Source organism: Serratia sp. CY43202, from assembly GCF_052168755.1.
Taxonomy (GTDB): domain Bacteria; phylum Pseudomonadota; class Gammaproteobacteria; order Enterobacterales; family Enterobacteriaceae; genus Serratia; species Serratia bockelmannii.
On record NZ_JBJNMB010000005.1, the window covers coordinates 344,231 to 359,454 of the forward strand.

Genomic DNA, 15,224 nt, shown 5'->3' on the forward strand with positions numbered 1-15,224 from the left:
CTATAACTGAATCCAGGCAAGGCGCCTTATTTTTTCTCGCTTTCAGGGAGTTTATTCAGCAACGTCGTCATCCATTAAAATATAAAAAGGAACTGCCATGAAAGGTATTATCGATAATATCTTAAATAAGCTGCAGCTTTTCTCCAAAGCCATGATGGGGCCGATATTTTTCCTGCCGGTAATCGGTCTGATTCTGGCGCTCAGTTCTATTCTTACCAATGCCACATTAATCAATGAACATTCCGCCGTCTTCTCTATCGGTAAAATGATCGGCGATACCTTCTGGCCGTTATTCGGCAATCTCGGGCTGATTTTCTGTATCGGTATTACCTACGGCCTGGCCAAAGACAAGAAAAGCGAAGCGGCGCTGGTCGCGGTGATGTGCTTTATCATGTTCCTCGGCGCCAATTCGTCTTATCTGCAATTCAGCGGCCACGTCGCGGCCAAGATCAACGGTGAGTATTACGGCACCGGGCAAACGGAACTGCTGGGATTTACCGTGGTAGATATGGGCATTTTCCTCGGTCTTATCCTCGGCGTCACGATTGCCTGGGTGCATAACCGCCTGTGCAACGTCGAACTCAACGGCGTGTTCTCGGTCTACGGCGGCGCCAAGCTGGTGCTGATTGCCATGACGCCGATCATCATGCTGTACGCCGTCGCCTTCAGCTACCTGTGGCCGGCTATCTCACAGGGCCTGATCGCGCTTACCGGCTTTATGAAAAGCGCCGGCTCGCTCGGGGTATTCGTCTACGGCTTCTTCGAGAAATTCCTGATCCCCACCGGGCTGCACCACTTTATCTGGTCGCCGTTCCAGCTCACCAGTATCGGCGGTTCGATCGTACAAGACGGCCAGACCGTCTCCGGCTCGCAGGCGATTTTCCTGGCCTACATGCGCGACCCAAGCATCTCGCCGCTGATGAACGAGGCGCTGCGTTTCTCGCAGCAAGGGATGGTGACCATCTTCGGCCTGTCGGGCGCGGCATTGGCTTTCTATCACACCGCCAAACCGGAAAAGAAAATGCTGGCCAAGGCGATTCTGATCCCGGCCATCACCACCTCGATCCTGGTCGGCATCACCGAGCCGATAGAGTTCACCTTCCTGTTTATCTCTCCGCTGCTGTGGGTGATCCACGCCGTGTTGACCGCGCTCTCGCAGGTAGCCTGCAACCTGTTCCAAGTGCGCCCCTGGGGCGCCAGCGGGCTGGTCGAGTTCCTGGCCTACAACCTGCCACTGCCGGTCTCCCTCACCCGCTGGCCGCTGTATGTGGTCATCGGGCTGGTGCAGTTTGCGGTGTATTACCTGGTGTTCAAAACGCTGGTGCTGAAGCTCAATCTGAAGACGCCGGGCCGTGAAGATGATCAGGACGTCAAACTCTATTCCAAACAGGATTACCGGAACCGTAAAAATACCCCGGACGAGCCAAGCGGCATCATTATTCGCGCGCTGGGTGGCAAGGAAAACATTATTTCCGTCGATAACTGCTTTACCCGGCTGCGGGTGGAATTAAAGGATATGGCGCGGGTGGATGAGGCCGCGTTGAAAAGTACCGGCGCCAAAGGCGTGGTGAAGAATCGCCGTGAAGTGCAGGTGATTTACGGCGTCACGGTCGGCAAGGTCAAAAATCAGGTAGAGAAATATTTAGCGGCACTCTAACGCTTTATTAATGGGAGATATCGAATGAAATTAACCGTTCTCGGCGGCGGCGGCGTGCGTTCCCCGTTCCTCGCCAAATCCATCGCCTATAACGCCCATCGCATCGGCATTACCGAAGTAGTGTTTATGGATACCGATGAGCGCCATCTGGCGATCTACGGCGCCCTCGCGCAGGGCGTATTCCAGCGCATTCGCGGCGACATTGCTTTCAGCCTCAGCAGCGATCCGCGCCAGGCGCTGCAAGACGCCGATTACATCATCACCACCCTGCGCATCGGCGGCGAGGAAGGCCGCATCCATGACGAGCGCATCGCGCTCAATCACCAGTTGCTCGGGCAAGAAACCACCGGCGCCGGCGGCTTCGCCATGGCGATGCGTTCAATTCCGGCGATCCTCGACTATTGCCGCCTGATCGAGCAGGTTTCCTCGCCGGACGCGGTCCTGTTCAACTTCACCAATCCTTCCGGCATGGTGACCGAGGCGATCATCAAATCCGGCTTCCAGCGCCGGGTCTACGGCATCTGCGACGCCCCCAGCGAGTTTATCCGCGAACTGGCCGAGCTGCTGGACTGCCGCGAAGACCAACTGAGCGTCGACTGCTTCGGCCTCAACCATCTTTCCTGGTTCCGCAATGCGCGCGTCAACGGCGAGCCGGTCACGGAACAGTTGCTGGCGGATCCGCGCCTGTATCGCGATACCTGCATGAAATACTTCTCGCCGGAGCTGGTGGCGCTGTCGGACAATTTGATGCTCAACGAGTATCTCTACTATTACTACTACCGTGAGCAGGCGATCGCCGCCATCGTCGCGGGCGGCGAGACCCGCGGCGAACAAATCGCGGCGATCAACCGCCAAATGCTGTCAGAGTTAGGCGAGCTGGACATCCCCCACCAGTTGGAACACGCCTTCTCTGTCTACTTCAGCCATTATCTGCAGCGCGAAAACTCCTACATGCAGCGCGAGTCCAACCAGGGCAAGGTGAAAAAACGTGAGATGCTGACGCTGCAACAGTTTATCGAGCAGCCGGACAGCGGCGGCTATGCCGGGGTGGCGATCGACATTCTGGAGGCGGTCAACAGCGGCCGGCAAAAACGCGTAGTGGTATCGATGCAAAACCGCGACACGCTCGATTTTCTGCACCCGGAAGACGTGATCGAAATCAGCTGCGAATTGAGCAGCGCCGGGATTCAGCCGGTCAAAATGCGCGATATTCCCGACACCCAGAAAAACCTGATTTCGCAGGTGAAAGAGTACGAACGGCTGGCGGTGGCGGCGATCCTGACCGGCAACCGCCAACTGGCCATCAAGGCGCTGATGGTGCACCCGCTGGTCAACTCCTACTCGCTGGCGAAAACGCTGGTGGAGGAGTACCTGCTGGCCCACCGTCAGTATGCCAGGCACTGGCGCTAAACGGTGCGATGCGGCCGTCAGCGGCCGCGTCGTTCAAACCAGGCGGTGATCACATTCTCGAATCCCAACAGACAGTGGCCGAAAAATGGGTTGGGATAGTAGATATCGTGATCGTATTTTTGCCGATCCTCAAACAGAAAGGTCATATCGGCCTGCTGCGCCAGCGGGCTGTCGCCGTCGCCGCAGAAGGCCGCCAGCAGAATGTGATTACGCTTCACCGCTTCGCTCCAGCTCAGCGCCGAGCCGCTGTTGCCCGACTTTGAAATCACGATCACCATGTCGAAGCGAAAGCGCGTCTCGCGGTCAAGAATGTCGAAATCCGGCCACAGCGACAGGTAACTGTCTACGCCCAGCGTCATAAACTTGTTGTACATATACTGCGCCACCAGCTGTGAAAAACCGCTGCCGTGGATCAGGATCTTGCCGCTGTCGAGCAGATCGAGAAACTGCGCCTGCTGGGCCGGCGGTGCCGCCGACGTAGGGCGTGCCGCCTGGTAGGCCGGCGCCATCGTCAGGTTGAACTTGATGAAATAGACCAGTTCGAGATAGCCGCGAAAGCCCAGCTTTTTAGCCAGCCGCACCAGCGTCGAGGGGGAACTGTAGCAGCGTGCGGACACCGCGCGGATGCCGTCGTCGATGCAGGCGTCCGGGTTGTCGAGAATGCAGTGCAAAATCGTCAGATCCGTCTTGCTGAGCTCCGCCTGGCTGAAGACCTGTTTGAAATTCATCGCCGCCCTCGTTTATTCGCCAAAATTATTGTTTCGCACGCGCTTCACCGCCTGTCCAGCGCGAGACACACAAATTGTGATGCGCTTTAAGCCGCCGAACCCCTTGATTTGCCAACGGGATAACCGCCTTTACCCACCCCGCCCCGGCCCCTATAATGGCCCCTTTCTGGGGTATGGCGCGGCCGAAAACGGCAGCCCATACGGGTTCGGCTCACTACTGCTGAAGGATACGCTGCATGAAAAAGTGGTCACATCTGCTCGCAGCCGGGATGATGGCGCTGAGTTTCTGCTCTGCAAACGCCTCTGACGGCAAGACACTGTACTTCTATAACTGGACTGAATACGTCCCGCCGGGGCTGCTGGAGCAGTTCACCAAGGAAACCGGCATCAAGGTGATCTATTCCACCTATGAATCCAACGAAAGCATGTACGCCAAGCTGAAAACCTACAAAGACGGCGCGTACGATCTGGTGGTGCCTTCCACTTACTTCATCGCCAAGATGAGCAAGGAAGGCATGCTGCAAAAAATCGACAAGAGCAAGCTCAGCCACTTCAAGGATCTCGATCCCACCCTGCTGAACAAGCCGTTCGATCCCAACAACGACTATTCCATTCCTTACATCTGGGGCGCTACTGCCATCGGCGTTAACAGCGACGCGCAAGATCCCTCTACCGTTACCGCCTGGGCCGATCTGTGGCAACCGCAGTACAAGGGCCGCCTGCTGTTGACTGACGACGCACGCGAAGTGTTCCAAATGGCGCTGCTCAAGCTGGGCTATTCCGGCAACACCACCGACCCGAAAGAGATCGAAGCCGCCTACCACGAACTGCAAAAATTGATGCCAAACGTGCTGGCCTTCAACTCCGACAACCCGGGCAACCCGTTTATGGAAGGGGAAGTCAACGTCGGCATGGTGTGGAACGGTTCGGCCTTTGTGGCGCGCCAGGCCGGCACGCCGCTGGAGATCGTCTGGCCGAAGGAAGGCGGGATCTTCTGGATGGACAGCCTGGCCATTCCGGCCAACGCGCGCAACGTCGAAGGGGCGCTGAAGCTGATCGACTTCCTGCTGCGGCCGGAAATCGCGGTGCAGGTGGCGGAGACCATCGGTTACCCGACGCCGAACCTGGCGGCGAAGAAGCTGCTGTCGCCGGAGATCGCCAACGATCCGTCTCTCTACCCGGATAAGACGGTGATTGAGCACGGCGAGTGGCAAAACGACGTCGGCGACGCCAGCACGCTGTACGAAAGCTACTTCCAAAAGTTGAAAGCCGGGCGCTAATACGCCCCGCCATCACATCAGGGCGCGCAGTGCGCCCTGATGCCTTTCTCAGGGCCTGTCGGCCCGCGCCACCTTGCCCACCAGGAATTTGTGCACAAAACGCGGCACCACTTCACTGGCCAGACCGTAGTGTTTCTCGTCGAACTGGCTTTCCACCTGACTCGGCTCCAGGTTCAGCTCCATCGCATAGGCGCCGCCCAGCCGCGCCTCATGCACGAAGCCGGCCGCCGGATAGACGTGGCCTGAGGTGCCGATGGCGACGAAGAAATCGGCCTTGCTCAACGCCTGATAGATGTCGTCCATGCCCAGCGGCATCTCACCGAACCACACCACGTGCGGCCGCAGCGGCGCCGGGAACTGGCAGCAGTGGCAACGATCGTCGACGCTGAGATCGCCGGGCCATTCGAACACCTGCCCCGACTGGGTGCAGCGCACCTTCAGCAATTCGCCGTGCATGTGCAGCACCCGCTTGCTGCCGGCGCGTTCATGCAGGTTATCGATGTTTTGCGTGACCAGCAGGAAGTTGTCTCCCAGCCACTCTTCCAGATCCGCCAGCGCGCGGTGCGCGGCGTTCGGGACGATCTCCTCCGTCTGCAGCTGACGGCGGCGTTCGTTGTAAAACGCCTGCACCAGCGCCGGATCGCGCTGGAAACCTTCCGGCGTGGCGACGTCCTCCACCCGGTGCTCTTCCCACAGCCCATCCGCGGCGCGGAAGGTGCGAATGCCCGACTCGGCCGAAATGCCGGCCCCGGTCAACACCACCACAAACGGCTTTTTCAGCTCTGCCGCCGCCATGGTGTCACGGTGAAAAATACGTGAACGAAAGCGCTGATGCAGCACATGCTTACTCTTGCGAAACTGACACAGCCGATGGCGAGTGTGCATTAACTCTCTCCTTACTTTTCCCTGTTTACCCTTCTTACTGGACGTTGCGGCGTTGTTGGCTGCATATATTCACGCCTGGCCGCAACGCCCATTACTTTGGGCGAGCCAAATTGAGAAACGCTGCGCCGCGCACGCCGCCGGCGTCGCCATAGCGCGCTTTCTCGATGCGCGGTAGCCGGGCCACCCGCAGCAGGTGAGCCGGCAGCCGCTGCGGCAACGCCTGATAAATGGCGTCGAAGTTCGACAACCCGCCGCCGATCACCACCAGATGCGGATCCAGCACCGTCAGCAGGTTGCCCAGGCAGATCGCCAGCACGTCCATAAAGCGGTCGACGTGGGCCACCGCCTGCGGCTCACCCGCCTGATAATGCGCAATGATCTCGGTGGCAGGCAAGCGCCGGCCATAGAAATGGGCGTACATCCATTCGAAACCGCGGCCCGATATGTAATTTTCGATGCAACCCTGATGGCCGCACCCGCAGGCAACGCGAGGCACATCACGCCCCAGCACCTCGAGCGCGTCCACCGGCAGGCGCAAATGGCCGAACTCGCCGGCGATATAGTTGCGCCCAGGCACCGTCTTGCCGTCGACGATCAGGCCGCCGCCTACGCCGGTGCCGAGGATGATGCCCAGCACCGTCGGGTAGCGGCGGAACTCGTCGTCCCAGGCTTCCGACAGCGCAAAGCAGTTGGCGTCGTTATCGACCCGCACCTCGCGCCCGATCAGCGCCGCCAGATCGCGCGGCAGCGGACGCCCCATCGCCGCCGGCACGTTGGCGGTAAACAGCGTGCCGTCATCGTCGTTGGGCAGGCCCGGAATACCGATGCCGACGCTGCCGCGCCGGCCGCAAAACGCATCCGCCTCCAGGGTCAGATCGCACAGCGTGGCCAGCAGTTGCCGATAATCGTCGCGCGGCGTCGGCACCCGCTTTTGCCAAATGCGCCGCAGGTTGTCGTCGAACACTCCCAGCTCAATCTTGGTGCCGCCCATATCGAAACCGTAGTACATAACCCATTCCCAGGCTAAAAAAACGGGGCGGCATCGCTGCCTCCCCGTGGGTTTTATTGTCCGCTCAGCACCCGCGCCGGATCGATGCGGCTGGCGCGCCTCGCCGGATACCAACTGGCCAGCAGGCTCAGCACGATGGCGGTCGCCAGCACGATCAGCACATCCAGCCAGTGCAGCTCGGAAGGCAGGAAGTCGATGAAGTAGATATCGCCCGACAGGAAGGAATGGCCGACCAGTTTCTCGATGCCCCGGATGATGTTGGTCAGCTGCAGCGAGGCGATCACCCCGATCACCACGCCGCTCAGGCTGCCCAGCAGCCCGGCCAGCAGCCCGTACCAGATGAAGATGGCGCGGATAAAACCGTCTTTGGCGCCCAGGGTGCGCAGCACCGCGATATCGGCGCTTTTGTCTTTCACCGCCATCACCAGCGTGGAGACAATGTTGAAGCAGGCTACGCCGATCACCAGCACCATCGCCAGGTACATGATGGCGCGGATCATCTGGATGTCGCGATACATATAGCCGTACTTGCCGATCCAGCTTTTGATGTAGATATAAGAATTGGTCACTTCGCCGGCGTCGCGCACCAGTTTGTTGGCGGCGAACACGTCGTTCATCTTGAGGGCGATGCCCGTGACGCTGTCACCCATGTCGAGATACTGCTGCGCATCGGCCAGCGGCACCAGCGCCAGGCTGTGATCGAGCTGGCCGCTGAGCTGCAAAATGCCGGTCACATGCAGGCGAATGCGCTTCGGCTGCAGCAGCTTCATTTCCGGGTCGCTGTTGGGGATCATCACCGTGACATAGGCGCCCTGCTTGACGCCCAGCGCGTCGGCCACGCCCTTGCCGAGGATCACCTGCTGCTCGCCGGGCTTGAAGTTGGCCCAGGCGTCGCCCTGCACATACTGCGGCAGCGCGCTCAGCCGGCTCTCCTGCTGCGGATCAACGCCTTTGACTTCCACCGCGCGCAGCTGCGCGCCGTTTTCCATCAGGCCGGTAAAGTTGATGTACGGTGCGGCGGCCACAATGCCCGGCACCTTTTCCACCCGTTGCAGAATCGACGGCCAGCCGCTGAACGGCTGATTGACCGGTTCGAGTTCGCCATGCGGCACCACCGCCAGAATGCGGTTCTTCAGCTCGCGCTCAAAGCCGTTCATCGCGCTCAGGCCGACGATCAGCACCGCCACCCCCAACGCAATGCCGATGGTGGAGATAACCGAGATCAGCGACACCATGCCGCCGCGTTTACGGCCGCGGCTGAAACGCAGGGCCGTCAGGAAGGACAGTGAGGCTCCCGCCATTACTCGGCCCCCATCAGGGTCAGCTGCGCCTGCAGGTGGCCGTCGGCCATTTCCAGCTGGCGGCTCAGACGCTTGGCCAGTTGCAGATCGTGCGTCACCACCAGGAACGCGGTGCCCTGACGCACATTCAGCTCGCCCAGCAGATCGAAGATGCTGTCCGCGGTGCGTTTATCCAGGTTACCGGTCGGTTCGTCCGCCAGCACCAGCGCCGGGTTGTTGACCAGCGCGCGGGCGATCGCTACGCGCTGACGCTCGCCGCCGGAAAGCTCGGACGGACGGTGTTTGCTGCGCTTTTCCAGCCCGACCGCCGCCAGCATCTCCCGCGCTTTCTCCTGCGCCTGCGCCGGTTTGGCGCCGCCGATCAGCAGCGGCATGGCGGCGTTTTCCAGCGCGGTGAAGTCCGGCAACAGGTGGTGGAACTGATAGATGAAGCCCAACTGGCGGTTGCGCAGCTCAGCCTTGGCCGCCGAAGACATGGCGTTCAGCGATTCGCCCTTGAAAATCACCTCGCCGGAGGTCGGTGAGTCCAACCCGCCCAGCAGGTGCAACAGGGTGCTCTTGCCGGAACCCGAGCTGCCGACGATCGCCATCATTTCGCCCTGCTGCATAGCAAAGCTGACGTTGCGCAGCACGTCGGTGTGCAGGTTGCCTTCCTGATAGGTCTTGCACAGGTTGTCACACTGCAACAAAAGATGGTTACTCATAACGTAAAGCCTCAGCGGGTTGTACGGCGGCAGCGCGCCATGAAGGATAAAGCGTGGACAATAGGGAAACCGCCATCGCCACCACGGCGATGATCGTCACCTGCAGCGGATCGACCGCCACCGGCAGCGAAGCGCCGTCGATCAAGGCGCCGAGGATCGGCATCAGGTTATTCAGGTTGGTGGCCAGCAGCACGCCGAGCAGCGTGCCGAGCAGCGAACCGATGATGCCGGCGCTGGCGCCCTGCACCATGAATACCGACATGATCTGGCGGCGGGTCAGCCCCTGGGTCTGCAGAATGGCAACCTCGCCCTGCTTCTCCATCACCAGCAGGCCGAGCGACGTAATGATGTTAAACGCCGCCACCGCCACGATAAGGCTGAGCAGCAGCCCCATCATGTTCTTCTCCATGCGCACCGCCTGGAACAGCTCGCCCTTGCGATCGCGCCAGTCTTTCCAGACGGTGCCCGCCGGCAGCGCCTGTTGGCTGAGGGTATCGACCGTCAGCGGCTGTTGCAGGAACAGGCGCCAGCCGGTGATGTTGCCGGCCGGGTAACGCATCAGGCGCGAGGCATCCTGTTGGTTGACCAACAGCTGATAGCCGTCCACCTCGCTATTGGCATGGAAGGTGCCGATGAGGGTGAACAGGCGCTGGCTGGGGATGCGGCCCATCGGTGTGAACTGGCTGGCGCTCGGCACCATCACGCGCAGCGAATCGCCGCGCTTGACGCCCAGTTGCCCCGCCAGCTGTTCGCCGATGATGATGTTGTATTGGCCCGGCTGCAGCTGTTGCTGCTTGACGTTGACCAGATAGGGGGTTAGCGGATCGGCCTCGTCGGGATTGACGCCAAGCATCACCCCAACCGCCACGCTGCGGGCGCTTTGCAGCACCACGTCACCGGTGGTCAGCGGCGCAACGCGCGTGACGCCCTGCAGCTTCTGCACCTCGGAGGCCGGCAGCTGCTGCGGGTTGACCGATCCCTGTGGACTGGTGACCAACGCCTGCGGCATCAGGCCGAGGATGTTGTTCTCCAGATCCTTTTCGAAACCGTTCATCACCGACAGCACGGTGACCAACGCCATCACCCCCAGCGTAATGCCGATGGTGGAAAGCCAGGAAACAAACCGCCCGAAGCGGTCTGAGGCTCGCCCGCGCATGTAGCGCAGGCCAATGAATAACGCGACAGGTTGATACATGAAATCCGTTTGATAGCCGTGGCTTAAGCAAAGTGATCATGGATAATAAAGGCTCTCCCTCGTTTAGGGAACACCCGACGGCCTTTTATTGCGTGGCGGCGAAGAGGGAGACGGCGGCAGCTTCGCGCGTTATTTATCCTCAGCCGCAAAAAACAGACGGCATTAACCGGTTAAATAACCGGCAGAAAATTGATGAGCAGCGCTTTTTGCTGTGTCAGTTTGCCGGCCGCTGGGCTACTATAAACAGCATAAAGGCGCTGGGTTATCCGTGCCGGGACGCCATCCAACACATTGATTAAAGATACCTGAATGAGCACTTCCGATAGCCGTAACCGTTCTTCATCCCCTCGTTATTCTCTGCCCGATCGCGCGGGCGATCTGCGCCAACTGGGGCAACTGACCGGCGCGGCCTGTGCCGTGGAATGCGCCGAGATCGTAGAACGCCACCCTGGCCCGGTGATGCTGATCGCGCCGGATATGCAAAACGCCCTGCGGCTGCGCGACGAGATCCAGCAGTTCACTGACCAGATGGTGACCACGCTGTCCGACTGGGAAACCCTGCCGTACGACAGCTTCTCGCCGCACCAGGAAATCATCTCAGATCGTTTGTCGAGCCTGTATCACCTGCCGACCATGGCGCGCGGCGTGATCATTCTGCCGGTCAACACCCTGATGCAGCGCGTCTGCCCGCACGAATTCCTGCACGGCTACGCGCTGGTGATGAAGAAAGGCCAGCGCCTGTCGCGCGACAAGCTGCGCGCGCAGTTGGAACAGGCCGGCTACCGCAGCGTCGATCAGGTGATGGAGCACGGCGAATTCGCCACCCGCGGCGCGCTGCTCGATCTTTACCCGATGGGCAGCGATGAGCCTTACCGCATCGACTTTTTCGATGACGAAATCGACAGTCTGCGTATCTTCGACGTCGATACCCAGCGTACGCTGAGCGAAGTCGAGGCCATCAATCTGTTGCCGGCCCACGAGTTCCCCACCGACAAGAACGCCATCGAGCTGTTCCGTAGCCAGTGGCGCGAGCAGTTTGAGGTGCGTCGCGACGCCGAACACATCTATCAGCAGGTCAGCAAAAGCGCCTGGCCCGCCGGTATCGAATACTGGCAGCCGCTGTTCTTCAGCCAGCCGCTGCCGTCGCTGTTCAGCTACCTGCCAGGCAATACGCTGATCGTCAACACCGGCGATCTGGAGGGCGCCGCCGAGCGCTTCTGGCAGGACGTCAACCAGCGTTACGAAAGCCGCCGCGTCGATCCGATGCGCCCGCTGCTGGCGCCGGATACGCTGTGGCTGCGCGTCGACGCACTGTTCGGCGAGCTGAAGGCCTGGCCGCGCATCGCGCTGAAAACCGATGAGCTGCCGGCCAAGGCCGGCAATACCAATCTGGACTACCATACCCTGCCCGATCTGGCGGTGCAGGCGCAGCATAAATCCCCGCTGGATAATCTGCGGCGCTTTATCGAAGGCTTCGACGGCAGCGTGATTTTCTCCGTCGAGAGCGAGGGGCGGCGTGAAACGCTGCAGGATCTGCTCGGCCGCATCAAGCTGGCGCCGGCGCTGATTCAGCGCCTCGATCAGGCGGAAACGGCGGGCCGTTACATGATGGTCGGCGCCGCCGAACACGGCTTCCTCGACGGCCTGCGCCGGCGGGCGCTGATCTGCGAAAGCGATCTGCTCGGCGAGCGCGTCAGCCGCCGCCGGCAGGACAACCGGCGCACCATCAACACCGATACCCTGATCCGCAACCTGGCGGAGCTGCATCCCGGCCAGCCGGTGGTGCACCTGGAACACGGTGTCGGCCGCTATGTCGGCCTGACCACGCTGGAGGCCGGCGGCATCAAGGCCGAGTACCTGATCCTCTCCTACGCCGGTGAGGACAAGCTGTACGTGCCGGTGTCATCGCTGCATCTGATCAGCCGCTACGCCGGCGGCGCGGACGAAAACGCCCCGCTGCACAAACTGGGCGGCGACGCCTGGACGCGCGCGCGGCAGAAAGCCGCCGAGCGGGTGCGCGACGTGGCGGCCGAGCTGCTGGATATTTACGCCCAGCGCGCCGCCAAGGCCGGTTTCGCCTTCAAACACAACCGCGAGCAGTACCAGCTGTTCTGCCAGAGCTTCCCGTTCGAAACCACGCCGGATCAGGAACAGGCGATCAACGCGGTGCTGAGCGACATGTGCCAGCCGCTGGCGATGGACCGCCTGGTGTGCGGCGACGTCGGCTTCGGCAAAACCGAAGTGGCGATGCGCGCCGCCTTCCTGGCGGTGGAAAACGGCAAGCAGGTGGCGGTGCTGGTGCCGACGACGCTGCTGGCGCAGCAGCACTTCGACAACTTCCGCGATCGCTTCGCCACCTGGCCGATCCGCATCGAGATGATGTCGCGCTTCCGCAGCGCCAAAGAGCAGCAACAGGTGCTGGACGACGCGGCCGAAGGCAAAGTGGACATCATCATCGGCACCCACAAACTGCTGCAGAGCGATCTGCGCTGGAAGGATTTGGGGCTGCTGATCGTCGATGAAGAGCACCGCTTTGGCGTGCGCCACAAGGAGCGCATCAAGGCGATGCGCGCCGATGTCGATATCCTGACGCTGACCGCCACGCCAATCCCGCGGACGCTGAACATGGCGATGAGCGGCATGCGCGATCTGTCGATCATCGCCACTCCGCCGGCGCGCCGCTTGGCGGTGAAGACCTTCGTGCGCGAATACGACAGCCTGGTGGTGCGCGAGGCGATCCTGCGCGAAGTGCTGCGCGGCGGCCAGGTTTACTACCTTTACAACGACGTGGAAAACATCGAGAAAGCGGCGCAGCGCCTGGCTGAGCTGGTGCCTGAAGCGCGCATCGCCATCGGCCACGGCCAGATGCGTGAACGCGATCTGGAGCGGGTGATGAACGATTTCCACCACCAGCGCTTCAACGTGCTGGTGTGCACCACCATCATCGAAACCGGCATCGATATCCCCAGCGCCAACACCATCATCATCGAGCGGGCCGATCGCTTCGGCCTGGCGCAGCTGCATCAATTGCGCGGCCGCGTCGGGCGTTCGCACCACCAGGCTTACGCCTATCTGCTGACGCCAAACCCGAAAGCCATGGGCACCGACGCCCATAAACGGCTCGAGGCCATCGCGTCTCTGGAAGATCTCGGCGCCGGGTTCGCGCTGGCAACCCACGATCTGGAGATCCGCGGCGCCGGTGAACTGCTGGGTGAAGACCAGAGCGGCCAAATGACCACCGTCGGTTTCTCGCTCTATATGGAACTGCTGGAAAGCGCCGTCGACGCGTTGAAAAACGGTCGCGAACCATCGTTGGAAGATCTCACCAGCAGCCAGACCGAGGTAGAACTGCGCATGCCGACGCTGCTGCCGGAAGACTTCATTCCCGACGTCAATACCCGTCTGTCACTGTATAAGCGTATCGCCAGCGCGAAGAACGACGGTGAGCTTGACGAGTTGAAGGTCGAACTGATCGACCGCTTCGGCCAGCTGCCGGATGCGGCGCGCAACCTGTTGCAATGCGCGGCGCTGCGCCTGCATGCGCAGAGGCTGGGGATCAAACGCATCGAGAGCAACGAGCGCGGCGGCTTTATCGAGTTCGGCGACAACAACCGCGTTGACCCGGGTTATCTGATCGGCCTGTTGCAGGGCAATCCGCAGGTTTACCGCCTGGACGGCCCGAGTAAGCTGAAGTTCACGCTCGATCTGGCCGATCGCCAGAAACGCCTGACGTTCACCGAAGAGCTGCTGAACGCCTTCCGCGAACACACGCTGGCGGCCTAAGGCAACGCCCCCGTCGCTACGACGGGGGCGGCTTATCCGCGCGGAAAACCGGCGCCCAGCGGCGCCAGCTGCATCACGCGGCTGGTCACCACCCGGTTTTTGCCGCTGCGCTTCGCCTCGTACAACGCTTCGTCGGTCATGGCGATCGCCTTGTCCAACGTCATGCCGGGCAGATACAGCGACACGCCGATGGACATCGTGATGTGCGCTTCGTCGTGTGCATTCAGCAAGAACGTCGAGCTTTCCACCGCGCTGCGAATACGTTCGGCTACCCCACCGATGACCTGCGGATCGTAGCTGGCGGTGATCACCATAAACTCCTCGCCACCGTAGCGCCCGACGAAGTCCTCGTTACGCACGCTGTTTTGCAGCAGCCGACCGACGCTGGCCAGCAGCACGTCACCGGCCGGATGACCGTAGGTATCGTTGATGCTTTTAAAGTTATCCAAATCGAGGATCATCAACCCGCACGGGCGACGCTCGGCACGCTGCAGCATCAGCTGATAATCGACGCTGGCGCGGTTGTTGATGTGGGTCACACTGTCGGTCGTGGCACGCGCACGCATCGCGAAATAGGCGTAGATGTGGCGCTCTTTGAAATTCAGCGCATGATAGCAAATCGCCAGACAGAGCGCGGAGACCGCCTGGTACAGCAACACATCCGGCCACAGCCCGCTCATGTCCACCAGCAGCCACACCACCGCGATGCGATACAGCGCGATAATGCCGATCGTCAGGTAAAACGTCCGGTGGGATTTTTTCAGCCACACCTGCGACAGCAGCAGCGGCGCGATGATCGAGGCGATGAACAGGTTATCGACGGTGAAACCGCCGGTCAGCGCCATGGCGAACAGAAAACTCACCAGTCCGCTGACGCCGCCGCCGAAGAACGTCACCAGTATCATCGGGATCATCGCAAAGCTGTAATGTACCTTATCGGTCAACACCAGCCGATCCTGACTCAAATACAGCACCGCCACCCCGGCCAGCAGGCCGAACACGACGCGCTTCCACAGTGCGGAACGGTAGGAAAACGGGGCATTCTTGCTGAGAACGAAATAGCTTACCGACAGCGTGGCATAGGTGATGCAAGCGTCGCTGTAAAGGGTGGAAATGGACGCAATGTAAGTCATAAATAGTCAGCGCGCTCCTCGGGATCGCCAGGGGTAATGTAAAGACGTTGAATAACGCATCCCTGTCGTCTCCGCTTCGGCGGCGGCCATTTTACACAGTCTATTAATAGAGTAGCAGTTCTATCTTATCGCCAAGCCG

The 15,224-nt window shown here is 60.7% G+C and carries 12 protein-coding genes; 5 read left to right on the forward strand and 7 right to left on the reverse strand.

Annotation, left to right across the window (positions count from 1 at the left end; genetic code table 11):
• The first annotated feature begins 97 nt into the window (after positions 1 to 97).
• Entirely contained in the window at positions 98 to 1,657 is a 1,560-nt protein-coding gene (locus tag ACJ8J5_RS13065; RefSeq protein WP_025302508.1) for a PTS transporter subunit EIIC, read from the forward strand.
• A 24-nt stretch (positions 1,658 to 1,681) separates the two neighbouring features.
• Positions 1,682 to 3,067, forward strand: a complete 1,386-nt coding sequence (locus ACJ8J5_RS13070; protein WP_049295427.1) for a family 4 glycosyl hydrolase — start codon at positions 1,682 to 1,684, stop codon at positions 3,065 to 3,067.
• A 17-nt stretch (positions 3,068 to 3,084) separates the two neighbouring features.
• On the opposite strand, the gene ACJ8J5_RS13075 is transcribed toward ACJ8J5_RS13070, so the two are convergent.
• Entirely contained in the window at positions 3,085 to 3,795 is a 711-nt protein-coding gene (locus ACJ8J5_RS13075; protein ID WP_049295425.1) for a MurR/RpiR family transcriptional regulator, read from the reverse strand.
• Positions 3,796 to 4,031: 236 nt separating this feature from the next.
• Between ACJ8J5_RS13075 and potD the strand changes: the two genes are divergently transcribed.
• Positions 4,032 to 5,075: a spermidine/putrescine ABC transporter substrate-binding protein PotD gene (gene potD / locus ACJ8J5_RS13080; protein ID WP_049207158.1), complete on the forward strand. Its 1,044-nt coding sequence runs from the start codon at positions 4,032 to 4,034 to the stop codon at positions 5,073 to 5,075.
• A gap of 48 nt (positions 5,076 to 5,123) precedes the next feature.
• Here potD and cobB read toward each other — a convergent pair whose 3' ends face one another.
• The 5 genes from cobB to lolC all read right to left on the reverse strand — a co-directional run bounded on the left by cobB (position 5,124) and on the right by lolC (position 10,169).
• A complete protein-coding gene (cobB, locus tag ACJ8J5_RS13085) occupies positions 5,124 to 5,960 on the reverse strand; it encodes a Sir2 family NAD+-dependent deacetylase (protein WP_016928086.1) in 837 nt (278 codons plus the stop codon).
• Positions 5,961 to 6,051: 91 nt separating this feature from the next.
• Positions 6,052 to 6,969, reverse strand: a complete 918-nt coding sequence (nagK, locus tag ACJ8J5_RS13090; protein WP_060432902.1) for an N-acetylglucosamine kinase — start codon at positions 6,967 to 6,969, stop codon at positions 6,052 to 6,054.
• 53 nt (positions 6,970 to 7,022) lie between these two features.
• The gene (lolE, locus tag ACJ8J5_RS13095; RefSeq protein ID WP_025302503.1) at positions 7,023 to 8,270 is read right to left on the reverse strand and encodes a lipoprotein-releasing ABC transporter permease subunit LolE; all 1,248 of its coding nucleotides are present in this window, start codon (positions 8,268 to 8,270) and stop codon (positions 7,023 to 7,025) included.
• Positions 8,270 to 8,974, reverse strand: a complete 705-nt coding sequence (gene lolD, locus ACJ8J5_RS13100) for a lipoprotein-releasing ABC transporter ATP-binding protein LolD (protein WP_004941120.1) — start codon at positions 8,972 to 8,974, stop codon at positions 8,270 to 8,272. Before lolD ends, lolE begins: the two co-directional genes overlap by 1 nt.
• Complete coding sequence (lolC, locus tag ACJ8J5_RS13105) at positions 8,967 to 10,169, reverse strand: lipoprotein-releasing ABC transporter permease subunit LolC (RefSeq protein ID WP_004941116.1); 1,203 nt, start codon at positions 10,167 to 10,169, stop codon at positions 8,967 to 8,969. Before lolC ends, lolD begins: the two co-directional genes overlap by 8 nt.
• 38 nt (positions 10,170 to 10,207) lie before the next feature.
• Between lolC and ACJ8J5_RS13110 the strand changes: the two genes are divergently transcribed.
• Positions 10,208 to 10,468, forward strand: coding sequence for a hypothetical protein (locus ACJ8J5_RS13110; RefSeq protein WP_016928090.1), 261 nt, complete (start codon positions 10,208 to 10,210; stop codon positions 10,466 to 10,468).
• 10 nt (positions 10,469 to 10,478) lie between these two features.
• Positions 10,479 to 13,952, forward strand: coding sequence for a transcription-repair coupling factor (gene mfd, locus ACJ8J5_RS13115; protein WP_060432901.1), 3,474 nt, complete (start codon positions 10,479 to 10,481; stop codon positions 13,950 to 13,952).
• Between the two features lie 32 nt (positions 13,953 to 13,984).
• Here mfd and ACJ8J5_RS13120 read toward each other — a convergent pair whose 3' ends face one another.
• Positions 13,985 to 15,085: a GGDEF domain-containing protein gene (locus ACJ8J5_RS13120; protein WP_043141520.1), complete on the reverse strand. Its 1,101-nt coding sequence runs from the start codon at positions 15,083 to 15,085 to the stop codon at positions 13,985 to 13,987.
• Between the last annotated feature and the right edge of the window lie 139 nt (positions 15,086 to 15,224).